The 22,549-nt window shown below is 57.3% G+C and carries 21 protein-coding genes and 2 tRNA genes; 14 read left to right on the top strand and 9 right to left on the bottom strand.

Translation table 11 applies throughout. The annotated features are described in order from the left end of the window. Positions 1-88 precede the first annotated feature (88 nt). Positions 89-865 carry a TraR/DksA C4-type zinc finger protein gene (locus SFUM_RS23255; RefSeq protein WP_083763949.1) on the bottom strand — a complete coding sequence of 259 codons (777 nt, stop codon included), beginning with the start codon at positions 863-865 and terminating at the stop codon, positions 89-91. Between the two features lie 300 nt (positions 866-1,165). Further along, positions 1,166-2,545 carry an NlpC/P60 family N-terminal domain-containing protein gene (locus tag SFUM_RS05160; protein ID WP_011697857.1) on the bottom strand — a complete coding sequence of 460 codons (1,380 nt, stop codon included), beginning with the start codon at positions 2,543-2,545 and terminating at the stop codon, positions 1,166-1,168. Positions 2,546-2,851: 306 nt separating this feature from the next. Between SFUM_RS05160 and SFUM_RS05155 the strand changes: the two genes are divergently transcribed. Beyond that, entirely contained in the window at positions 2,852-3,385 is a 534-nt protein-coding gene (locus SFUM_RS05155) for a hypothetical protein (RefSeq protein ID WP_011697856.1), read from the top strand. Positions 3,386-3,430: 45 nt separating this feature from the next. On the opposite strand, the gene SFUM_RS05150 is transcribed toward SFUM_RS05155, so the two are convergent. The 3 genes from SFUM_RS05150 to SFUM_RS23080 are packed head-to-tail and all read right to left on the bottom strand — an operon-like array spanning position 3,431 to position 5,263. Further along, positions 3,431-4,540 (bottom strand): M20 family metallopeptidase, encoded by a 1,110-nt coding sequence (locus SFUM_RS05150; protein WP_150109436.1) that lies wholly within the window; start codon positions 4,538-4,540, stop codon positions 3,431-3,433. Then, on the bottom strand, positions 4,533-5,099 hold the full coding sequence (locus tag SFUM_RS05145; RefSeq protein WP_011697854.1) for a GNAT family N-acetyltransferase: 567 nt from the start codon (positions 5,097-5,099) through the stop codon (positions 4,533-4,535). The genes SFUM_RS05150 and SFUM_RS05145 overlap by 8 nt, the downstream gene beginning before the upstream one ends. A gap of 5 nt (positions 5,100-5,104) precedes the next feature. Further along, a complete protein-coding gene (locus SFUM_RS23080) occupies positions 5,105-5,263 on the bottom strand; it encodes a hypothetical protein (RefSeq protein ID WP_153307201.1) in 159 nt (52 codons plus the stop codon). Positions 5,264-5,533: 270 nt separating this feature from the next. On the opposite strand from SFUM_RS23080, the gene SFUM_RS05140 reads away from it, so the two are divergent. Continuing rightward, complete coding sequence (locus tag SFUM_RS05140; RefSeq protein WP_011697853.1) at positions 5,534-5,830, top strand: ArsR/SmtB family transcription factor; 297 nt, start codon at positions 5,534-5,536, stop codon at positions 5,828-5,830. Between the two features lie 105 nt (positions 5,831-5,935). Further along, positions 5,936-6,421: a DsrE/DsrF/DrsH-like family protein gene (locus SFUM_RS05135; RefSeq protein WP_011697852.1), complete on the top strand. Its 486-nt coding sequence runs from the start codon at positions 5,936-5,938 to the stop codon at positions 6,419-6,421. 69 nt (positions 6,422-6,490) lie between these two features. Here the strand turns inward: SFUM_RS05135 and SFUM_RS05130 are convergent, their stop codons facing one another. The 4 genes from SFUM_RS05130 to SFUM_RS21435 all read right to left on the bottom strand — a co-directional run bounded on the left by SFUM_RS05130 (position 6,491) and on the right by SFUM_RS21435 (position 11,258). Next, positions 6,491-6,676: a hypothetical protein gene (locus SFUM_RS05130; RefSeq protein ID WP_041439910.1), complete on the bottom strand. Its 186-nt coding sequence runs from the start codon at positions 6,674-6,676 to the stop codon at positions 6,491-6,493. A gap of 31 nt (positions 6,677-6,707) precedes the next feature. After that, on the bottom strand, positions 6,708-7,031 hold the full coding sequence (locus SFUM_RS05125) for an HNH endonuclease (protein ID WP_011697851.1): 324 nt from the start codon (positions 7,029-7,031) through the stop codon (positions 6,708-6,710). A 137-nt stretch (positions 7,032-7,168) separates the two neighbouring features. After that, positions 7,169-8,626 carry a DegQ family serine endoprotease gene (locus SFUM_RS05120; protein WP_011697850.1) on the bottom strand — a complete coding sequence of 486 codons (1,458 nt, stop codon included), beginning with the start codon at positions 8,624-8,626 and terminating at the stop codon, positions 7,169-7,171. Positions 8,627-9,011: 385 nt separating this feature from the next. Continuing rightward, on the bottom strand, positions 9,012-11,258 hold the full coding sequence (locus SFUM_RS21435; protein ID WP_011697849.1) for a RelA/SpoT family protein: 2,247 nt from the start codon (positions 11,256-11,258) through the stop codon (positions 9,012-9,014). A gap of 304 nt (positions 11,259-11,562) precedes the next feature. Here SFUM_RS21435 and SFUM_RS05110 point away from each other — a divergent pair. From SFUM_RS05110 to SFUM_RS05050, 11 genes are all read left to right on the top strand, one after another. After that, positions 11,563-11,636, top strand: a tRNA-Gln gene (locus SFUM_RS05110). A gap of 9 nt (positions 11,637-11,645) precedes the next feature. Continuing rightward, a tRNA-Glu gene (locus SFUM_RS05105) sits at positions 11,646-11,721 on the top strand. A gap of 1,539 nt (positions 11,722-13,260) precedes the next feature. Further along, positions 13,261-13,668, top strand: coding sequence for a PilZ domain-containing protein (locus tag SFUM_RS22855; RefSeq protein WP_011697847.1), 408 nt, complete (start codon positions 13,261-13,263; stop codon positions 13,666-13,668). A gap of 278 nt (positions 13,669-13,946) precedes the next feature. Further along, on the top strand, positions 13,947-14,651 hold the full coding sequence (locus SFUM_RS05085; protein ID WP_011697846.1) for a polysaccharide biosynthesis/export family protein: 705 nt from the start codon (positions 13,947-13,949) through the stop codon (positions 14,649-14,651). A 148-nt stretch (positions 14,652-14,799) separates the two neighbouring features. Then, complete coding sequence (locus SFUM_RS05080) at positions 14,800-16,197, top strand: GumC family protein (RefSeq protein ID WP_041439901.1); 1,398 nt, start codon at positions 14,800-14,802, stop codon at positions 16,195-16,197. A 16-nt stretch (positions 16,198-16,213) separates the two neighbouring features. Next, complete coding sequence (locus SFUM_RS21430) at positions 16,214-17,710, top strand: AAA family ATPase (protein WP_011697844.1); 1,497 nt, start codon at positions 16,214-16,216, stop codon at positions 17,708-17,710. Positions 17,711-17,830: 120 nt separating this feature from the next. Next, positions 17,831-18,559 carry a CpsD/CapB family tyrosine-protein kinase gene (locus SFUM_RS05070; protein WP_011697843.1) on the top strand — a complete coding sequence of 243 codons (729 nt, stop codon included), beginning with the start codon at positions 17,831-17,833 and terminating at the stop codon, positions 18,557-18,559. A 15-nt stretch (positions 18,560-18,574) separates the two neighbouring features. Then, positions 18,575-19,750, top strand: coding sequence for a sugar transferase (locus tag SFUM_RS21425; protein ID WP_011697842.1), 1,176 nt, complete (start codon positions 18,575-18,577; stop codon positions 19,748-19,750). An 83-nt stretch (positions 19,751-19,833) separates the two neighbouring features. Further along, positions 19,834-20,835, top strand: a complete 1,002-nt coding sequence (locus SFUM_RS05060) for a Gfo/Idh/MocA family protein (RefSeq protein WP_011697841.1) — start codon at positions 19,834-19,836, stop codon at positions 20,833-20,835. Beyond that, on the top strand, positions 20,832-21,314 hold the full coding sequence (locus SFUM_RS23900; RefSeq protein WP_011697840.1) for an acyltransferase: 483 nt from the start codon (positions 20,832-20,834) through the stop codon (positions 21,312-21,314). Before SFUM_RS05060 ends, SFUM_RS23900 begins: the two co-directional genes overlap by 4 nt. Continuing rightward, on the top strand, positions 21,304-22,497 hold the full coding sequence (locus SFUM_RS05050; RefSeq protein ID WP_011697839.1) for a DegT/DnrJ/EryC1/StrS family aminotransferase: 1,194 nt from the start codon (positions 21,304-21,306) through the stop codon (positions 22,495-22,497). The genes SFUM_RS23900 and SFUM_RS05050 overlap by 11 nt, the downstream gene beginning before the upstream one ends. The last annotated feature ends 52 nt before the right edge of the window (positions 22,498-22,549 follow it).

Genomic DNA, 22,549 nt, shown 5'->3' with positions numbered 1-22,549 from the left:
CTTCCCATGAATGGCGGCGGCGGGCTGGAAACTCGGGCGCCTGGCCGCGCGCACGCGCACATGGTTGAAAGCCCCGGAAAGCGCGGGTTCACATGCGTTCGTCGCCGTCGGCATAGGGTGAATCGTCGCCTTGCCCTTCGAAAAGGCCTTCCGCTATTCCGCCTTCCTCGATGAGAAGCTCTTCCACCTCGGTTTCATCGGGCTCCTCGACCTCCGCATTCGCGTCGTCGTTGTGCTCCACCTGGGATTCTTCGACTTCCAGGCGATCGACGACAGAGGCAAATCTCATTTCCCCCATGAGCGTCCGCAGGATGGCCTGGTGTTCCGCTTCCCCGGGAACCACGCCTTCAAGAGTGACCGCCCCTCTTCGTACATATATCCGCAGGTCGGAGTCATCGACGTTTTTCAGTGCGTGCAGTCGCTCGCGGATGAGCTTGACGATCTGCTCGTAGGAAAGTTCGTGGTACAGGTCCGGGAGTCTGGCGGCCGCCAAGACCTCCGTGGTTTCGGGAAGCGTCTCGTGCCTCTGCTCGAAGTCCCGGGCGCAATCCACGCAAAGCCGGGCCCACGGGATCGCTTCAAGCCGTTTCAGGGCAATATCGTCCCCGCAGGATTCGCATATTCCGTATTCACCGATGGCGATTTTGCCCAGGGCAAGGTCGATCTGTTCGACCTCCTTCTTCCGGTTTGCATCCAACCGCTGATAAGGCTCGGTGATGCTCGCCTTCTGGGCCTCCTCCTCCAATTCGATGGCCGGCTCCACACCCTTCCAGACCGCGGCCAGACGGTTGACGCGGTCCGAAATCTCCTTGCGCCTCACAATCAGCATATTCCTGAGATACAAAATATCTCTTTTATCCATCATTCAACCTCCAATACCTCACAACTCCCAGCCATTGTTGGCTGTTTTAGATATTAAGATTTTGTCCCATGGAGTTCAAGCCGGAGCAGCGTCCGAGTCGAACATGGGTGAGTGTTCACGCCATCGGCGCAGGCTTTGGAGTGGACCTTTTGATGGTCGCACCTCCCGGGTGAAAGTGAAAACCTCGCACCGGCCAGGCCCCGGAGCGGAGTGTTTGCCGGGATTCCTGTCCTGCCGGGGTGGAAGCGGAGTCGTGTGGGATTCGGGAAGCAGCCTTGGCGGCGGGAGGGGCATCCGGCGGAGTCATTCCTTATTGACGGGAGTGGGAGGGGTGATCAGAAGCGTCATGCCGCGTAGCTTGTCGAGAAGGCCGCCCCCGGACCGGTCCAGCTCGCGGAGCTCCGATCCGGGTCGTAAGGTTGTGATGACTGCACGGCCGATGATCAGCCTTCCCTCACGCTGCAAAAGGCGCCGCGTTCTGACGCCCCACATGTTGTGCAGCACAAGCGGTTGCCCCTGGAAGGTTCCAAGGTAGAGCATGATGTGACCCTTGAGCCACAGCAGGCTCAGGTAAGGCGAACCGTCCCGGATGATGGCGCGTTCTTTCGCCGTGGGATCGAGGCCGCTCAAATCCATGTAGTATCCCCCGTGGAGGGCCTGGTCGGAAGAATGGCGCGGAAGCCAGATCCCGAACGGTGTAAAGAGGTCTTTGAGCGTCGAGGAGCAGTCGCGGTTCTGATAGATTCCGCCCCACCCGTAAGGCTTGTTGAGAAAAATATTGGCCACGGCGGCGATATTGCGGCGTGTCAAGGGCAGAGGCTTCACCCGGGCGTGGGTTTTAAGCAGGCGGCTGCCGCGGATTTCGGCATTGCGGTTTTCGTCGGGTACGGCGACGAAGACCCGGTACGCGTCGGCGTCCTCGTCGGACAGGGGGAAAAGCGCACCCGCGTTGGCACTGAACAGGAACATGCCTTTTTCGTCAAAGACGGCAGACTCGTCTTCAAGAACCGTTATGAGCCGACGGTTCTCCCACTGCGCGACAAAAGCCTCGTCCACGCGGGCAACGTCCCTGGCGGGGAGCCACCCGAATCCGGAATGGGATTCGACGAAGACCCACGCTTTATCCGCGGACCGGTGGCTGACGAAAACGGGTGTGTTGGCATGAAGGGCGGAGTTCTGCAGATTGTCGAAGGGATAGCCGGTCCCGGCTCCGTCGGCGCTGTCGAAGTGAGGTCTGTGGGTGGGAAGAAGGCGGAGGTCGGAGTTGACCACGGTGACGCCGGCAAAGCCTGCGTCGGGATAATGCTCAAGATTGGCGCGGGCGGCCATGGATTCGATCCAGTCGGGGGCATGCGCTCGCTTGTTCTCGCCGAATCCGGGGTTCTTTCGAAACTTCAGAAGCTCCTTTTCCATGTCCGATCGGGAATAAACCGGTTGTTGCCGATGCCAGGGAGCAAAATACCGACGGTCGAATTCCCGGTCGAGGGCGGCGTGCCGATCGGCGTCGATCACCACCTCCGATGCGGTCCCATCCAGGTAATGAAGGGCATCCTGCGGGTGAACCTCGACGTCTCGTATGACCGCCGGCGTGCTTCCACAGGCCCAGAGACAGAAGGGGAGGACAAGCCAGGCGAACGCTGTTCGCGGGAGTCCGACGAAAGAACCGAAACTGCCAGTAACCATTCGAGAATCCTGCCGCCTCCGCTCTCATGACTGCCCGGGTTGCGTGTCCGGGGAGGTGGAGAGTCACCCTCCGGGAGTCCTGCCGCCTTTGCTCCGATATTGTCCAAAACCGTCGGCACCGCTGCGCGGCTGCGTGTTGAACGGCGCACCACGGAATTATGTGGCATCATTATTCCAGTTGGAATAAACTGCACCGGATTGTTCGTCATCTGCAAAGTTCAGTGTACCACAGTGCAGCCGGCTGCCGGTGGGGATTTCTCGTTTCCCTGCAGGCGGCGGGTGAAATCCCTTGAAAGAGGTCTTGGCATGGAAAAGCAGGCGGTTACCATGATAGTCTGGGACAGGAAGGATCCCCTTGAAGCGGTTTCAAACGAGCTCTATGAAAGGATCAGCGGGGTGACCGGATGCTCCAGGGAACAAGGCGGCGACCCGTTCACCGTCTTTGTGGATGGCGAGGAGAAGTCTCACCGAGCGGATGTCACATTCTACAGAGAGCCGCCGAAGAGGCCGGGCCGACTGATTGATCGCATCAAGGCGGCGTTTACGGCACAACCCTATGTGATCGAACCTCTGAGGCGGGCCTTCCGGTGGACGATGAGTATCCACAGCGGACCGCTGCTGGTGGCGATGAGCAGGGAGCCGCTGCCCAGTCTGGCGGCCGAAGGGTACGCGCTCTATGTGCGAATCGAGAACTGCCCCGAGCTTGAAGGCTTGGTTGAAGAGGTGTGCGCCGCCCACAGGGAGCATTTCAGCGGCGGAATATTCATCTACAGCGAACGGCAAATGGTTTTGCCGGAGCTGGATCGGCAGCGGGAAGAGACGTCCGTGACGGCTTCCTGATCGGAACGGCTTCGAGGCGTGTTTCGAATGCCCCGGGCCCGGGCTTCAGGAGGGTAACGCCGTCAGCAGATCGTGATAGAGCCTCGCTGCGGCGAGAACATCATTGAAGGAGACGCATTCTTCGGGGGAGTGGGCTTTTTCCAGAGCGCCGGGGCCGAGCAGGAGAGGCTTCATTCCCGCGGCCCAAAAAAGATTCGCGTCGGAGTGGCTCCGAAACGCCTGAGGGGACCACTCGATGGCATTGTGCGAATAGACCTTCTTCAGAGCCTCCACGACAGCTCCCTTTTCCGGGAGCTCGTATCCTGAGTGAATATTGGCAAAGCGCACGGTTTCGCTGTGTTCCGGGCTGTCATGCTCCTGTTGAAGCATGACCTCTTCAATCTCGGCCGTGATTTCTCCTATGGGCGCCGAGGGGGGCAGATGGATGTCGAGAAAGGCCGTGCAGCGATCCGGTACGGCGAAACCCGAGCGTGAGGTCGAGAGGTCACGTATATTGTAGACCATGTCCGGTCTGCGAGCCGCCACGTATTCGCCTATTCTCAGCACGGAACGCATCACGGTTTCCACCGGATTCCGGCTGAGGTTGGCCAGGGATGCGTGAACGCGTCTGCCGGTGGCCGTGATCTGGACTTCGATGTACCCGTAGTGGTTCAAACATGGCTTGAGGTCGGTCGGTTCGCCGATCACCGTCCAGGGGAAATGGTACTCCCTGGCAAGCTTCTGGGCGCCGTCTCCTTCCTCCTCCTCCCCGACCACCAGGGCGAGCGCCACCGGAAGAACGCGACGGCCCGCTTCCCACGCCGCAACGAAGGCTTCCACCATGGCGGCGCATCCCCCCTTCATATCGGCCGCTCCAAGGCCGTAGACCAAATCTCCGTCTTCCTCGTAGCCAAAGTGGTCCAGATCGTGGGCCATCACCGTGTCCACGTGCCCGACGAGGGCCAGGAGAACTTCCGTGTCCGGCGGCATTACGATGAGGTTGTGCCGATTCGTGTCAACCTCCTGGAGTTCCACGGGAAGTCCGTGCCGTCGGAGATAGCTCTGTAGAAAATGGAGGATCTCCTCTTCTTTGCCGGATGGCGAGTAGATGTTCACCAGTCGACGCAGAAGCTGCTTGAGTCGTTTCGGCTTTACGAGTTGCTGATTTCTAGTCATCGTCATCCAGTTTGTACCGGCCGTCCTGGCGTCCGTCGGTCTTCTTCTCCCGGATCCGGCGCAGGCGAGGATCGAGATTGAGCGCCAGATAGATGTGTTGCTGGGGGTGGCGGAAGCCCATCTTGCGGAAAAAGCGAAGGGCGGGCAGGTTGTCCGCCTCCGAATCCACCAAAAGCATGCGCACGCCGGATTCCAGCATCAGGTCGCGGAACCGGTTGAAAAGCCTGGAGGCAATCCCCATGCCGTGATAGGCCGGGACAACACCAAGCCAGACGAGGTATCCGTATCGCCAGGCGGAATGGCTCTTGGTGACGGTGGTCCCCAGGGCAAACCCGACCATCTCTTCTTCGATTTCCGCCACCAGGCAGTATTCGGCATCTCCCTGGAAAAGGGCGATCACTTCGTACTCGTCCCAGGTACGATAGAGGTTGGGTACTTCTCTTGCAGTGAACAATTTCTCGCCCAGGTGAAACACCTTGGCAAGATCGTCGATCTCCATGGGTCGAATGACCACATTGGGTTTCTTTTTCTTCGTTTCCTGACTGTCTTCGGCCTCCATAATCCCTACTTGCCGCCGCCTCCCGTGGTGTGCTGGCCGGGCGTTTTCGCCCTGCGAGAGGTGAAAGCCATTTTGACCCGGTCCGAATCCAACTTGACGTTGGCCCTCAGTTTCGCCTTCCTCTTCAGATCGCCGTACTTTCCGAAGCGCCCGCTCGCAGCCATGTTCTATTCTCCTTTCAACCCACTTCTGATTCAATAATATACCATAAGATCGAAACGAGCCATAGCCGGAGGACTGCGGACATCCGGGAGCAACACCCGGAGCCCGGCGCCGCGGGGAGGCATTGCCCGGGCCGCGCGTTGAAACGGCCCGTGAGGCAGGTGGGGCCGTATGGGATTGAAAAAGGATGAAAAAAGATACTTGACATCGTCGGCGGGAAGATATATTTGAAAAAGCGAATATTCAGATATTCATATAATGAGAGAGGATTCATGGATCTCGAAGAGATTGTCCAGATCGAGACCGCTCAATTGCAGAAAGCGGCTGAAATCCTCAAGACCGTGGCTCACCCGGTGAGACTGCGGATCATAGACATCCTGGAGCAGGGCGAGCGGTCCGTGAACGAACTGTGCCGGCTGCTGAACACCGCGCAGCCATACACTTCTCAACAGTTGAACCTCATGAAATCAAAGGGAATTCTTGCCTCGCGCAGGGACGGCAACCTGATGTACTACCGCGTGGCGCACCCCAGTGTCGTGAAAGTGATTCATTGCGTGCGGCAGCAGTGATCGTTGGTTCGAGGCGAAAAGGAAATGACGCGCGCGGCGAGCGTTTCGTGAAACGCCGTTGCCCTGACGCGTCGAAGATGGGCAATGTCCGGAATGGAGTCAACCATGGCAGAAGAAAACAAACCCGCAACCCGAAACTCTTCAGAGAACTCCGACGAAAAGGTGTCCTGTACTTTCATCTGCAGCCGGGATACCCTGGACGGCGCCTATCCGGCCCTGATCCTGGGAATCAACGCGGCTCGGATGGGGATGGAGTCGACGATTTTCTACACCTTCATGGGAATCAACGTGATCCGAAAAGGCGGTGGCGACCGGTGCCGGTTCATTCCGCCGGGGACCATGGGGGCCCTGCCGGGGATGGCCATGGTTGCGACCCGGATGATGGAGAAGAAAGTCGAGGCGGCGGGTATCCCGAGTATTTGCGAGTTGCTGGAAATGGCTCAACTGGAAGGGGTTCACCTGGTGGCATGCAAAATGACGGTGGATATGATGGGAATAGACCCCGGGGAGTTCCTTGAGGGCGTCGAGATCCAGACAGCCGAAGACTACCTCAAACACGCCGTGGATTGCCGGATCAACATGTTCACGTAACGAAATCCCCGGCCGATCCGGGCGGACTTGTGCCGGTGGCCCGTCTGCAAAGGCGGGACACGGGCACGGCTACCCCGCGCCGACCCCGGAGCATTTTCGCTTTTCCTGCAATCGCAATTGCTCGACCTGCTCGCGAACCGGGCATTCCGAAATGGCGGCTTTCTTCTCTTCCATTTCCTGCTTGGTACGAAAAATCCAGGTGCTTGAATCCGAATAGCAGTAGATGGCCAGATCACATTCCTTACACTGTTCCATTCCGTTCTTCCTCGATCTCACAATCCTGGTTTCAATCTTCGCGGACGGGCCGGCCGCCGAGATTCCGAAGATATTCCTCCCATTCGATGGGAAGCAGATACTTCTTCTTGTCGTTGCAGGACTTGCAGGCGGGCACGACATTGCCTCGCGTGGTGCGGCCTTCGCGCACCAGGGGAACCACGTGATCCATGGTGAGCTCCTTCGGCGGAGTCGGCTTCCCGCAATAGCGGCATACGCCCTTGGCAATCTGGTTCTGCCACCATTGAGTCCTGCGCAACGCACGGGCCTTGTCCTTCTCTCTGCGGACGGCCTCCGGCGAAGCGGTGACGATGAAACAGGTCGGTCTTGCAATCATGGTCCGAAGAAGTCCGGCCTCCGCACCGGAAATACGCGTCAAAAGGGATACGGCGCCACGCACTTCGCATAGCGCCGATTTCCCACGCGCGGATTGTACATGTCTTTGGAAACTCAGGCAAGCAAACCCGGCGAATGCTACTCCTGAGTCGACTTCAGCGAGACAAAAAACGTATTCTTGCCCCTCTTCACGAGCAGCAGCATGGTCTGGCCCCGCTGAGGCTTCTGAACGGCCTGGTTGTAATCCCTGATGTTCTGAATCTTCTGCCGGTTGACTTCCTTGATCAGATCTCCCGGGCGCAACCGGGCTTCGCCGGCGGGGCTTCCCGGCTTTACTTCGGTGATGACGACGCCGCGTTCGTTTTCATCCCATCCGAAGCGCTGAGCGATTTCCGGTGTGATATTCTGAACGACCATGCCCCAGAGGCTTTCCTTTTTTTCGACTTTGGCTTCCTTGCCTTCGTCGGGCATGGTTCCGCTGGACACCTTGATCGACATGGGTTTGCCGTCCCGGATGATCTGCAGCGAAAGCGGGGTTCCGGGAGCGCTGAAACCGATGTACCTGGAGAGTGCGGGGGCATTGTCGATTTCTTTCCCATTGACCGAAGTGATGACGTCCCCGCGCTTGATGCCCGCGGCTTCAGCCGGAGCGTCCGGCACCACGTCGGCGACGATGACTCCCTTGGTCTCCTTGATACCGAACGACTCGGCCAGTTCGGGCGTGATGTCCTGGATCATGACCCCGAGCCAGCCTCGAACCACCTTGCCGGATTTTAGCTGCTCCAGAATGTCTTTGGCCACGTTGATGGGGGTGGCAAACCCGATGCCCTGCCCGTGGGCTACAATGGCCGTATTGAGGCCGACCACTTCAGCGTTCATGTTGAAGAGGGGGCCGCCGCTGTTCCCGGGGTTGATCGCCGCATCGGTCTGAAGGAAATCGTCGTAGGGGCCCGCCCCGATGACCCTGCCCTTGGCGCTGATGATGCCCGCGGTCACGGTGTGGCCCAGAGCGAAAGGATTTCCCACCGCCATCACCCAGTCGCCCACTCGGATGGCGTCCGAATTGCCAAGCTGCGCGGGCTTCGGGAAATCCGTGTCGGGCGTGACCTTGATCAGGGCGATATCGGTCTTGGAGTCGCGTCCGACCACTTTCGCGTCGTATTCCTTTCCGCTGAGCGTTTTGATCTTGATTTCGTCAGCTTTCTCCACGACGTGATTGTTCGTGAGAATCAAACCGGACTGGTCGATAATGAATCCGGAACCCAAAGCATGCCCCTTTCTTTGTCCTTGAGGTTGTTCACCGAAGAATCGCTTCATGAAATCGTCATCGAAAAAATCGCGGAAGGGAGAGTTCGGTCCCATGAACTGTTGCATCGGGCTTTCCTTCAAGACCTGCGTGGTGGAAATATTGACAACCGCATGCTTGACTTGTTCGGCAAGATCGGCAAACGAAGGAGGGCCCTGCTGCCATGCGGCTCCGTGCGCGGAGGGGATGCTTTGCGACAACAGCAGGAAACAGGGCAGAGCGACAACGAACGTAAACAACCGAATCCATCGAAAAACAATCCCAGCCTTACCTGTCCGGAAAACTTCCATGTAGTCTCCTTTCCAGATGACTCACCGATGTGATTCTCCGACACACCGGCGCCCGTCAAGGTCTCGGTCGCGAAACAATCCGGATCGGCACCGGGCCGTGTTGGAATACCACTCCATCAAATACCACCTTCCTCCAGCTCCGGGAAGACGTTATGAACAAAATAAACAAATCCATTAAAAATGCAACAGATATGGGATAACGGAAAGGAGTTGACGGCTTGACGAGTCGCGGCACGAATCGGATCGGCGCCCGATACGCGAGAGGCCCGCGCGCAATGGAATTGGGGTTCGCATGCCGGAGCCGGGCATCTGCCGATCCCGGTCTGCGACCCGCCGTGGCGCGGATCGAACGCCGGATTCACGGCGTGCCCGTGCGGGAAGGTCTTCAGCGCGCCCGATCCGGAACGTAGGGGCACTCGGTGTGGACTCTGGCGGACGCTCCCTGGCGGCCGTATTCATCGATGCAGACACGGTCTTCGGGCAGAATCCGAAACAGCTCCCGGGCTTCGGCGAAGCTGTGGAGCGCCACGCTCAGCCGGACCGTGGGCTCGTTGTGTTTGCCGATGGCGGATTCGATATACCGGATCCGGACCGTGGAAGGCATGCGGGCCAGGAGGGGCAGCAGGTCCGAGATGCTCTGCTGCTGGATGTGCAGTTGAAAGACGAGAACGTGACGCCAGGTGCCGTCGAAGTCCCAGCAGACATCGAGCAGATGCTGAGGCTGAAGGCCGTGACGGCTCTTCAGGTCTTCGCATCGCGGATCGTGGAAGGTCGTTCCACGCTCACTGATCGTGGCCAGCACATTCTCCTGACCGGGGTAGGGGTTGCAGCATCGAGCGAATTTGTGAAAAGCCTTGTCCAGCTCCGAGACCAGGATGGCGTTGCGTTCGTCCGGAGGATGAGGGCTGTGATGGGGGTGCCGGTCCTTGGCGTGCAGCGGCGCCTCCAGGTAGTAAAGAACGAGCTCGGGGGACAGGAGATCCTGGCCGAGTCGTGTGTAAAGCTCCGAAATATCCTTGAGATTGATGACTTCGAGCAGAAGCGCTACCGTCTCGTCGTCGAGTGCGTCAGGTCCGAACCCGTGACGCCGAAGCTCCTGGCTCAGGACCTGGCGGCCGATCTCCCGGGCGAAGTGCTGCCTTCTGTGCTGGAGGTGGCGGTTCAGAAAGGATCGCGCCCTGGGGGTTTTGCAAAGCTGTTCGAGGTCGGGGTCCACATCGAGCAGGTCGGGTGAGGTGACGATTTCGACGGTTTCGGCATCCTTGAGGACTCGGGTCGGGGGTTCCCACAAGCCGTTGACGAGGGCTCCCTGGCAGTGGTCCCCCAGTTCGGAGTGGATTTTGTAGGCAAAATCGAGCACCACGCTGCCCTTGGGCAAGTAGTAAATATCGCCCTGGGGACTGTACACGAAAATCTCTTCGGCTTCCGAGAGCCGAATCAACTCTTTTCGCTGCGGTCCCGCCCCGCCGTACTCGCCGATGGTGCGCAGCAGGTCGCTGATTTCCGCCCAGTGGTCATCGCTCATCGGAGTCTGGGCGGTCCAGTCCTGGAGCACGCCGTAGGAAGCCTGGAGGTCCATCTCTTCAGTCCGGATCTTGATCAGGTAGTTCTGTCCTCCCACATGAACCCGAACGTGCAGGCTCCGGTAGCCGTTGATCTTGGGATTGGCGATGAAGTCCCTCAAGCTGCGGGGAATGGACACGAAGTCCTTGCAGATGATTCCCAGGACCAGGTAGCATTTCAAATCTTCGCCGGTGGCCAGAACGACGGCGAAATCGAAGTAGTTCTCGGGGTTGCCGATGTCGAGCGTGCGTTTCAGTGCGTTGTAGTAGCTGCCGAGCCCCTTGGGACGAGGGCGAATGTCTGCGGCGACCCCGGCTTGCAGGAGGATCTCGCGGAGCCGGTTTTCTATGTCGACAACCTCCGCGGAATTTCGAAGCTCCCGCACGTGCTGGAGGATCTTCTTACTCTTGCGCGGATAAAGGTAGGATAGCGCAAGGTGGTAGAGCTCGCGCTTGAGCGGGTAGATATTGAACCGGGCGGCAATGGGGGCATAGACCTCGACCGTTTCCTGCGCGATTCGCTGGCGCTTGGCCTGGGGAAGGTAATGAAGCGTTCTCAGATTGTGGAGGCGATCCACGAGCTTGATGATGAGGACACCGAGGCGGCGGCTGGCGCTGAGAAAAATCTTGCTGTGCGTAAGATCCTTCAGGGCGGCTCGGTCCAGTTGATGGCGGGTCAACTTGGTGCATCCGTCCACCAGTTCCGCGATGCGGCTTCCGAAACGGCGCAGAATATCTTCGAGGGTGATTCCCGGGATATCTTCCACGACATCGTGAAGCAAGGCGGCGGCGAGCAGATGGGGGTCCCGGAAATGCAGTTCGCGCGCCAGGATTTCGGCTACCGAACAGGGGTGACTGATGTAAGGGGCGCCGGATTTACGCGTCTGGCCCTTGTGAAGGTCGTATGAATACTGCAGAGCGTCATAAAATACGCGGTTGTCGCTTTCTGCCGGGTCAAGGAACTTGGACATGCGTGCACGATAGTGTTCGAGGTCGAAACCGTGGACATCGGTTGTAGAGGGCAACATCATGCGGATTCTGGAGGCGTTCGCCGATTTCGGAGCTTGCACGGTTTCCTCTCGCGCCATACGTGCGCCGGACGTCTTTTCGCAGCGCCCCTTCGGGTGGCCGGCATCCGTGCCGGGACGGCAGCCACAGGCGAATCTCGCCGCACTACGCTGCGTTGTGAATACGGACCTTGCGGCCGGTGTTGCGCTCCCGATAATCCCGGGAACTCCAGCGAATACAAAAGGCAACCGCTGAAGTTTTATTATAGAGTAACTTCCGCGACAGAACAAGCGCAAGGCATCCCGGCATGCGGATGAGCTTTCCGCTTGACTTGCAGCGGGACTTTGGATAAATTTCACTCTCCGTTGGGGGATCGTCCAGCGGCAGGACTGCAGACTCTGGATCTGCCTACCTAGGTTCGAATCCTAGTCCCCCAGCCATGCTTTTCCGGTCCCATCGTCTAGTGGCCTAGGACACTGGCCTCTCACGCCGGAGACAGGGGTTCGAGTCCCCTTGGGACTACCAGTACTCAGCACGGTTTTCAGATTCCTAGGAGGAATCCATTGGGGGAATCCGGTTTTTCCTCCGCCGGATTTGCGTTCAGCAAATCCATCGGGCCCCCGATATCCCCGGAGATGTTTTGAATATACCGTCATGTCGTGTTCACCGACGCATGCCCCATGATGTTCTGGATGGCAGGCCCTCGCCTTGTGCTTGCCGGACAAGGAAGAGCTGCTTACCCGCGCGATGCGTGAGAACCAAACGGCAGAACCTTTGCCCGCATGCAACGGGCCGACCGGCAGCCGGTGCGTGAACGTGCAGGTTCGCCCGACATACGGTCCGTTCTCACCGTTCCGAAGCCATATGTCCATCATGGAAAAAGGAAAAGGCAAGTGGAAGAGAAGTTGGGCTGAGGTGGACAACCATTTGATATCCAGGAAGAAATCGTCCATATCAAGTTCCATGTAAAATTATAACTTGCACGATGGAACGCCGTCAACGTCCAATCGGATGGAGCGCGAACATCCCGTCCCTGGAGCCCATCCTTTGGGTCGGCCCTCCGTGGCTCGAATCCGTCACATCCGGGGGGGATGGGCATCCCGCGGAAAAGGAAGCCCGGGCGGCTTCTCTTTTGTCAAAGGACGGCAGCGGGTGCGTCTTGCCTTGGCGGCGGGCCGTTTCGGAAGAAAAATGCAGGTGCCGGCAGCTTTCGACAAGTTCGCATGAAGTAGATTAACCAATTGATATAACGTATATTAATACGATATTGGGGATAAGTTATACTCAATTTTTACCCTATAGATTAGTCCTTTTCCCCCTCTCTTGCATGTCATATAAGGATCACAGTCGCTAAACCTTTAGATTTTGAGAATTGCGAGAATGCCGAGCTATTTTGGCAGTTCCTTCGACGGGTTGGACCGGGGAGATGGAACTTGGTTGGCGGAGCTTTAGCCCTTTTGCTGCGACCCTGTGGACTTGAGGACGAGAGCCCGACAGACTCCGTTTTCACGGAGCCCACGGCAAGACTCCCCCAGCCCTCCGGTCAATCGCGAGTGAACAGCCCGATCAGAGAAGCCTAAGTCCTTTTGTGGAAGCCGTCTTCCAGCGAAACGCTCACCGTGCAATTTCCGTCCCGTGTCGCTCGACACCGCTGAATCGACCCCCTGTCGATCTCCATACCGGATAGCCTCTCTCGGGTAGGCCCCGGGAACTGCCTGGCGGCAACCGTGCCGAAACCCACCGGCGGTTGCGTTCGAGCTCTGTGTTTGGTTCAACGAACCGGCATGTTCGTCTCGTTCCGACATGGAAGCATCCGCTCTGTCTTCGGCTTCCTGCCGGAGGAACGGTTGTCGGCTCGACGGTGCCGGCAGTCTCGGCGGCGGACAGCGCCTGGTTCGAGGCGAAATCGTGGAAGCGTGAAGGATCATGGACCGGGTCAACGAACACTCAGCGAGTGAAGGCGCAAGGGGAGTGCGCATTGTTGAGGAACGGCGGCAATAGCGGTCAGGCGAAGATTGCTGAAAACGGTGCCAACGAGTGGATCGAAAGGCTTAAGAGCATTTGATGCTCCATAACATAATTCCTATAGAGGAAAATATAGTTATGATAGAACATAGGAGAAGTAAAAGATACGTTGGCAAGGAAGGCTCATTTGCCGTATTGATAAGAAAAGATGAACCAATAACCATTGGACAGATAATAGACATAAGTTCCAATGGAATATCAGTGCGTTATCTTTCAAGAAAACCACAGACTGTCGGATTTTCATATATAAAAATATTTGCGACTAATGGCCATTTTGTGCATATGAGACGGATAGAATGTCAGGTAATTTACGACATTCAGATTGATAAAGATTCATGGTATTCTCTGGCAACAAGGCGTTGTGGTGTAGAATTCGGTGAGCTCTCCATTGAACAAAAAATGGATTTAAATAATTTTATTAAACAACATATAATAGAAGATAATTGATTTATAATTGCAGTATATAAGACGAAGTAGATAGTTAATTGTGATTGATCAGGACTATTAATAATCGATTTTATCTAATAAGGAAAGAGTAAATATGATTGCATGGTATTTGGGATATGTATAAAGAAATTATAATAAAGATAATATCTTGGATGACCATGTTCTTTGAATTTTTCAAGGTTGTTCAGGTCGATAAATATGATTGTCGAAAGCTTTGTTACATATAGACGAGGAAATGAACTCAATCCCGCAATTGACCAATTTCCATGGAGATTCATATGAAAACAACCGAATCGAGACTGTTTTCCGTAAAAGTGTGCTCAGTTGTCCTGTTCCTGCTCGCGGGGTGCGGGCCGGTGGTCAAGAACCCGGTGCCCGTCGGTCAACCCGGGACCATTGCTCCGTATCCCGCCCAGGAATACACGATCAACTACGGCGATCAGCTGGACGTCAAGTTTTTCTACAACAGTGAGTTGAACGAACAGATCATCGTTCGTCCCGATGGCCGGATCGCTTTGCAGCTGATCGGCGAGGTCTCCGCGGTCGGTTTGACCCCGCAACAGTTGACCGACCTGCTCAAGGAGAAATACTCGCAGGAACTGGCCAAGTGCGAACTCACCGTGATCGTTCGCAACTTCGGCGGGAACAAAGTGTTCGTGGATGGTGAAGTCACTTCGCCCGGGCTTCAGGACATCGTAGGGCCGATGACCCTGAGGCAGGCCATCGCGAAGGCCGGCGGGGTAACGAGAACCGCGCGCACGAATGAGATTATCGTCATTCGAACGGCCTCGGGGAGAAAGCCCGTGGTGATGACGGCCGACATCAACAAGGTAAACGACGGGACGGACATGTCCCAGGACTTCCTCGTGGCACCCCATGATATTGTCTACGTCCCGAGATCGCCCATTGCAAACCTCAATCTTTGGGTCGAGCAGTACATCAAGAACATGACGCCCGTACCCATCGCCATACCCATCCTGTAGTGAAGGGACTTTTGAAATGACACAGAAACCGATCCCTGGAAATCAAGGTGTACCGACGGCCGCGTCAAACCGCGCTGTCTCGTTTTATACGGCTGGTTCGGGGGTTTATGGAAAACCTCGGCCCTTCAACCTAAGGGATCTCCTGATCGTGTTTTTCAAACACAAGTACATGATCATCTCCATATTTTGCCTCGCGGTTATTCTTACCCCGCTGGTCTATTACTTTCTGCCGGCAAAATATGAAGCATCCTCCACCTTGATGTTTCGTTACGGCCAGGAGTATCAGAGCCCCATGGTGAGCGGGGAGCAGACTCCCGTGCGGGTCGGTCTGCAGGAGATTCTCCATTCCGAATTGGCGATCCTCTCCAGCACGGACCTCAAGGAAAGACTCCTGAAGAGCCTGGGGATTGAAAACATCTACCCCAAGCTGAGGGCGTTTTCCGATGAGCCGGTCAAGCAACTCGAATATGCCAAGGTGTTCTTCGAAAGAGACCTGCATGTCCAGGCAGGCAGGAACTCAAACCTCATTACGGTCACTTTCCAGAATGCCGATCCCGGGACAGCCGCCAAGGTGGTGAATTCACTGGTCGCCGCCTACATCGCGCGACGTGTTGAGATCCTGCACGATTCGCGACCGCTGCAGCTGCTCGACAAGAAGGTCGCCGAATACCTGGACAGGTTGAAGAGATCGGAAGGGGAGTTGCAGGCGTTCAAACAGCAACACCAGGTATTCGCCTTTGACGAACAGCGCGACATGCTGCTCAAGGAGAGAATGAACCTCGAAACGACCGCAAGGACGACTCAGAGCCTGGTCAAGGAACTGAGGCAGAAGCTGTCCACCCTGGAGAGCCAGCTCAAAGGCGTCGCCGCGAGCCTGCCCGTCGCCTCCGAAAACGACCCCAGAAATGAGCTCGAAATGCAACTGGTGACGCTCCAGCGGAGAGAACAGGAGCTTCTTTCGAAATACAAGGAAAACAATGTGTTTGTGACCAGCGTTCGCAACGAGATCCAGGTGGTCAAGGGGTTCATCGAGAAGCAGAAGCAGACCGCCGCCAGGGGACGGTCCGCAGTGAACACTCTCTACCAGGACCTGCAGAAGGAAATCATCAGCACGAAAGCGGAGGTCAGCTCGCTGGAAGTCAGAAGCAAAGAGCTTGAAGCCCAAGTCACACTGGCGGACAAGCGAATCCAGGAATTCGACCAGCAGGAAAGGACCGCGCGCGATTTGCAGAGGACTCTGACGGCCAACGAACAGATGTATCAATTGTATCAGAAGCGATTTGAGGAAGCCCGCGTATCGGAAGACATGAGTCAGGACAAGATGGCGAGCGTCAACGTGATCGAGCAGGCGTCGGCTTCCGAATTGCCGATCTGGCCGACCAAGGGCGTGAGCTTCTACCTGGCCCTCGCCGCGTTCCTGGGGATCGGGGGGGGGCTCACGCTGGCATTCTCGCTTGAATTCATCAACCAGGGGTTGAGCTCACCCCAGAAAACCGAACAGTGTCTGAACATTCCCGTTTTGACCACCATTCCCTACAAAGCATAGGGAGGGCTTCAATATCATGTATCTGAGCTATTACGGATTCAACAAGGGGCCGTTCCACATTACTCCGGACCCGGAATTCCTGTTCCTGAGCCCAACCCATAAGGAAGCTCTGGGGGCCATCATATACGGGATCGAGCAGAGGAAAGGGTTTGTGGCGATCACCGGTGAGGTCGGTGTCGGCAAGACCACCATCCTGAGGTCCTATCTCGAGGGCCAGGCTCTCCCTCACACATCCAAGAAAAAAGTGATTTATGTCTTCAATGCGAACCTCTCGTTCCAGAGTCTGCTCAAAGTGATCTGCTCGGAACTGGGGGTCGTCCCGAAAACCGAAGATGCTTTCGAGACGGTCAATGAGCTTCACAAGACGCTGATCGAAGAATACAAGCAGGGGAACAATGTCGTTCTCATCCTGGACGAGGCGCAGAACGTTCCGGTCGAGACCCTGGAAAACCTGCGCATGCTGTCCAATCTGGAAACATCCAAGGAAAAGCTGATCCAGATGATCCTGATCGGTCAGCCGGAATTCCAGGCAAAATTGGGCCTTGACAAGCTGAGGCAGCTCAATCAACGGATTGCCATCCGCTCCAACATTGTCCCGCTGAGCCGTGAAGAGAGCATCATGTACATTCGGCATCGATTGTCCCTGGTGACCGACCGGTGGGAAGGCGTTTTTACTCGGAGGGCGATGGACCTGATCGTTGACGAGGCAAAAGGGATTCCGCGGGTCATCAACATTCTGTGCGACAACACATTGATTGCGGGGCTGGGATACCAGGCAAAGCCCGTCGGGCGCAGAATCGTTCGAGAAGTGATCGCCGACTACAAAGGCAGGCGAAGGATGCTTCGGCTCAGATGGGGGATAGCGCTGGCCGCTTTGCTGGTATTGGGGGCGAGCGCGCTTCTACTGGCTCCCGTCAAAGGTTTTCTTCCGGAGATCCGGGCGTTCAGGGATCGTGCGGTCTCGACTGTGAGCGACGCCGCTCGCATGGCTCCCGTCACCGGCACGCCGACCCGGATGCCCGTGCCCGTCGACGCGGCGAAACCTGAAATACCGCAGACCGGCAACGCCGAGGTCTCGAAGAACACACCGACAGTGGAGCCGCAGCCGCGTCTCGACCAGTCCGAGTCCGCACAGACCGTGTCCGCCCCGCCACCGGTTCGCTCCGAGGCGTATTCAGGGGCGGTCGGCGTTGCCGGTGCCACCGTCCATCAGCCCGCCGGCAATCCACCGGTTTCGGCGGACCAGGTCCCATCGGTGTTCCGCCGGGATGAAAGCGCTCCGGCGCGAACGATCGAAGTTCCGTCGCGCATCATCAAGAGGGGCGAGACCCTGAGCTCCATAATCAGGGATACCTACGGCGTCGTCAATGCTCACCTGTTCGAGTTGATCAGGCAAAACAACCCGCAGATTACCGATGCCGACCGGATACTTGCCGGAGGGCAGCTGTTCCTGCCCAGGATAAGCCAACCGCCCGAACGCGCAGAAGCTGCCGTGCCGGGTGTGGTTCGTTGACGGCTCGAGTTGCGACTGGAGAATCCGTACAGCAAATGCCCGCATGCTTTGAAGAACGCTTTTCCATTCGCAAAGCATGTCTGTCTGCCCGGCTCATCGGAACCCACGGAGGTGTAACCCATGACAAAGATTTATGAAGCTTTGATACATGCGTCCAGGCAAAGACCGGAGGTGCATTCGGAAATTGCGGTGACGTTTGCGCACCGCCCCACTCCGTTTTCGGGCATGGAAGAAGAGATGCTGAAGCTGTACCAGGCAATCGAGGCGCGCCTTCCGGGAGTGGAGAGAAAAATCATTCAATTCATCGGTTCCCGCCTCGGCGAGGGAACTTCCACCATCGCACGGGAGTTTTCCCTGGTCTCGGCGTTCAGAATCCGAAAGAACGTTCTCCTGCTCGATGCCGACCGGTTCAATCCCTGTCACCACCTGTTCTTTCCTCACTCGCGAAATCAGGGCTGGCAGGAAAGCGTCAGTCGAGGGCAGGACATCGACAGCGCGATCTACCGGGTGGAGGATACGAATCTGTACATAGGCCAATCTTCCAACACGTCCACCTTCACGCCCGAGATCTTCAACTCGCAGTCGTTGGAAACCTTCTGGGAAACGCTGAGGCACCGGTTCGACCTCACGGTGATCGATTCCACGCCCTTGACCAAGTCCCCGGATGCTTTGGCCATCGTTCCCAGGGTCGATGGGGTCGTGCTGGTGGTCGAGGCGGAGAAAACGAGATGGACCGTCGTGGAGAGCGTTAAGGAGCAGATCACGAAAATGGGAGGAAACATTATCGGGATCGCCTTCAACAAGCGGCGTTATCACATTCCTCAATTCATCTACAAGCGATTGAAATGAACAGGAGCCAAAGCAATGGAATCGCTTTTTCAGAGACTGAGCCGACGGTACGGCGTCCATTCGAAACGTTCGAAGGACTCCGTTGAAGCCGTCACGGACCCCGCCACCGGTGTCTACCCGGAGGGAAACTTCAACGAGATGCTTGCTTTCGAAAGAAAGAGGGCGGAGCGCTCCAAGCGACCGTTCATGCTCATGCTCCTGGACATTTCCGTTCTTCCTTCCGGCTATAATGGAGACAATCCGAGGAAGAAGGTCATCTGTTCCCTGTCTTTTTCCACCAGGGAGACCGACATCGTGGGTTGGTACAAGGGTGACGACGTTCTCGGAGTCCTGTTCACGGAACTGGGTGAATCGGACAGCGCGGTCGCGGCCGGAAAGATTCTCGACCGGGTGTGCGAAAACCTCACCACCAACCTGGACGGCAAGAGGGTGAAGGACATCGACATTACGATACACCTGTTCCCGGAAGAGTTCGATAAACCGAATCTGCGGTACTCCTCCGACCTCAAGCTCTATCCGGACCTCGAGACGAAGAACACCTCCAAGAGGATCGCTCTGGCCGTCAAGAGAGGGATTGACATCGCGGGCAGCCTATTCGCCCTGGTGCTTTTTTCCCCCCTTTTCCTGACCCTCTCCGCACTGATCAAATGGACTTCCAAAGGCCCGGTCTTTTTCAGGCAAAGCAGGGTCGGGCAGTTCGGCAAGCCTTTTATGATGTATAAATTTCGATCGATGTTCGTGGACAATGACCCGGGGATACACCGGGAGTACATAAAGCAGTTGATCGGCTCCGGCGACCGGCCCGCGAAGGAGTGCGCGCGGGGGGAGGAGCAGGTTTTCAAGATTCAGCACGATCCCCGGGTCACGTCGATCGGAAGATTTCTTCGCAAGACAAGCCTCGATGAGCTGCCTCAGTTCATCAATGTCCTGAAAGGTGAAATGTCCCTTGTGGGACCAAGGCCTCCGATCCCCTATGAGCTCGAGTGCTACGACACCTGGCATCGACGCCGGCTCATGGAGATGACGCCGGGAATAACCGGTCTCTGGCAGGTCACCGCCAGAAGCCGGACCACCTTCAACGAGATGGTCCGTCTGGACATCCGTTATGCGCGAAGATGGTCCCTTTGGCTGGACATCAAGCTGCTCGTGTTGACGCCGTGGGTCGTTCTGAGGAGCAGGGGAGCATACTGACCGTTCGGAGTCGGGGGGCTTTCGGCCTAGCCCTTCGCACGGTCCGAGAATGCCCGTCGGATGGACGGGTGGAAGGAGGGAATATGATTCGCCTCGGTGTTTTGGGATACGGATACTGGGGACCAAATATAGCGAGGAACTTCAGCATCACGGAAGGATGCCGCCTGGCCGGGATTTGTGACGGCAATCCCGATGCACTGGCACGTGCGCGGAAGGCGCATCCGGGCGTGGAACTTTCCACTGACTGCCGCAAATTCATCGCATCCACGGACATCGACGCGATCGCGGTGATCACCCCGGTGTCGACGCATTTCGAGCTCGCCAGGGAGGTGTTGCGCAACGGGAAACACGTCTTCGTGGAAAAGCCGTTCACCGCGACCACGGACGAAGCCGAAGAGCTGATAGAACTGGCAGCCCAGAAAAACCTCAAGATCATGGTCGATCACACGTTTCTTTTCACCGGTGCGGTGAGAAAGATCAAGCAACTGATCGATGACGGAACGCTGGGGAACCTCTACTATTACGATTCCATGCGGGTCAACCTCGGACTGTTCCAACACGATGTGAACGTCATCTGGGACCTGGCGCCCCACGATCTGTCGATCATCGACCACGTCATCAAGGAAACCCCGGAAGCCATAGTGGCAACGGGGGAAAACCACTTCAGCGAACACGAATACGTGGCCTACACCACCATCTACTTCCAGAACAACGTCATCGCCCACTTGAACGTGAACTGGCTCTCGCCGGTCAAGGTGAGAACCACCCTGGTGGGTGGCGAGAAGCGGATGCTGGTCTGGAACGACCTTGAGGCCGACGAGAAGATCAAGGTGTACGACAAGGGCGTCAAGATCGAAAACAGCGAAAACGTGTACAACCTGCTCGTGAGCTATCGTTCGGGGGATATGTGGGCACCCAAGGTGGACACGAAGGAAGCCCTCAAGCTGGAAACCGACTACTTCGTGGATTGCGTGATGAACGACAGGACGCCGTTCAATGACGGCGAAGCCGGCTACCGGGTGGTGAAAATGCTCGAAGCCGCCGACAGGTCGCTGAAAAACAGAGGGGAGCTGGTTCACCTATGAGCTTTCTGTCCATTTCCGATGACGTCCGGCTGGGCAAGGACGTCAAGCTGTCCAAATTCATCAATTTGTACGGATGCCAAATCGGCGACAATACCAAGATAGGCGCGTTTGTCGAGGTGCAGAAGAACGCCCGCATCGGGCGAAACTGCAAGATTTCCAGCCACAGCTTCATCTGCGAGGGAGTCATCATCGAAGACGACGTGTTCATCGGTCATGGTGTGACCTTCGTCAACGACACGTATCCGCGTGCGACGAATTCCGACGGCGGGCTTCAGACGGAGAGCGACTGGAAAGTGGAGTACACCCTGGTCAAGAGGGGGGCTTCCATCGGTTCGGGTGCAACCATCCTGGCCAACGTCACCATCGGCGAGAACGCCATCGTCGGCGCGGGCAGCGTTGTCACCAGGGACGTCCCCCCCGGGGCCATAACGGCTGGAAATCCTTCTCGATTCATGAGGCTTATCGAAGATGAACAGTGATGCGAAGATCCCGTTTCTCGATCTGGTGACCCCTCACCACGAGCTGGAAGAAGATCTGGTGGCCGTGTTCAGGCAGGCGCTGAAAACGGCCGGATTCATCGGCGGGCCCATGGTGCAGGGTTTTGAGGAGGACTTTGCCGGGTTCTGCGGAACCAGGCATTGCGTAGGCGTCGGCAGCGGCACGGACGCCCTGCGTTTTGCGCTGCTGGCCGCGGGCGTCGGCAGCGGGGACACGGTGCTCACCGTGCCCAACACGTTCATCGCCACGACCGAGGCCGTTTCCCAGGCAGGGGCGGTTTTCGACTTCGTGGACATCGATGAGTCCACGTACAACATGAGCCCGGAGCAGCTCCGCGAGTACCTGGAAACGAAATGCGACACGGACCCGCGCACGGGAATCCCCGTGAGTCGGAGAACCGGGCGCCCGGTGAAGGCGGTGGTTCCCGTGCATCTCTATGGCCAGACGGCGGACATGGACGCGATCCTTGACGTTGCAGACCGGTTTCGGCTGATCGTGGTCGAGGATGCCTGCCAGGCGCACGGCGCCGAATACTTTTCGCGGAAACGGAACGCCTGGTGCAGGGCCGGGTCGATGGGCGCCGCGGCCGCATTCAGCTTCTATCCGGGGAAAAACCTCGGGGCCTGCGGCGAAGCCGGGGCGGTGACCACCGACGACGACGGCATTGCCGCCAAAATCCGCATGATTCGAGATCATGGCCAGGCGCGCAAGTATCACCATGACGTCGAAGGCTACAACGGCCGTCTGGATGCCATACAAGCCGGGATTCTGCGGGTCAAGCTCAGATCCGTCGACCGGGGCAACGGCATGCGGCGTGAAATCGCCGCCCGTTACAATCGGCTCCTCTCCGCCTCCAACGGGCTCATCGCGCCCATTGAGCCGTCATGGAGCCGCGCGGTCTACCACCTGTACGTCGTGCGCACCCGGTTCAGAGACGACGTGCTCAAGTACCTTTCCGAAAACGGGATCGTTTGCGGGTTGCACTATCCCGTTCCCCTTCATCTTCAAAAGGCTTATGCGGGAATCGGTTACAGGGAGGGGGATTTCCCGGTTTCGGAGAAGGTCGCCAAAGAGATACTGTCCCTGCCCATGTACCCCACCCTGCAAGCTGAGCAGCAGGCAAGGGTTATCGATGGAATCAAGACTTTTTTCTCGGATCACTGAGGCACCTCGCGGCGCGTGGACCCTCCGGTACCGTGAGGGGGTACAGGTGCGC

Source organism: Syntrophobacter fumaroxidans MPOB (genome assembly GCF_000014965.1).
Classification (GTDB): domain Bacteria; phylum Desulfobacterota; class Syntrophobacteria; order Syntrophobacterales; family Syntrophobacteraceae; genus Syntrophobacter; species Syntrophobacter fumaroxidans.
The sequence above is the reverse complement of the archived record's forward strand: the minus strand, read 5'-3'. Positions and strand labels throughout refer to the sequence as shown.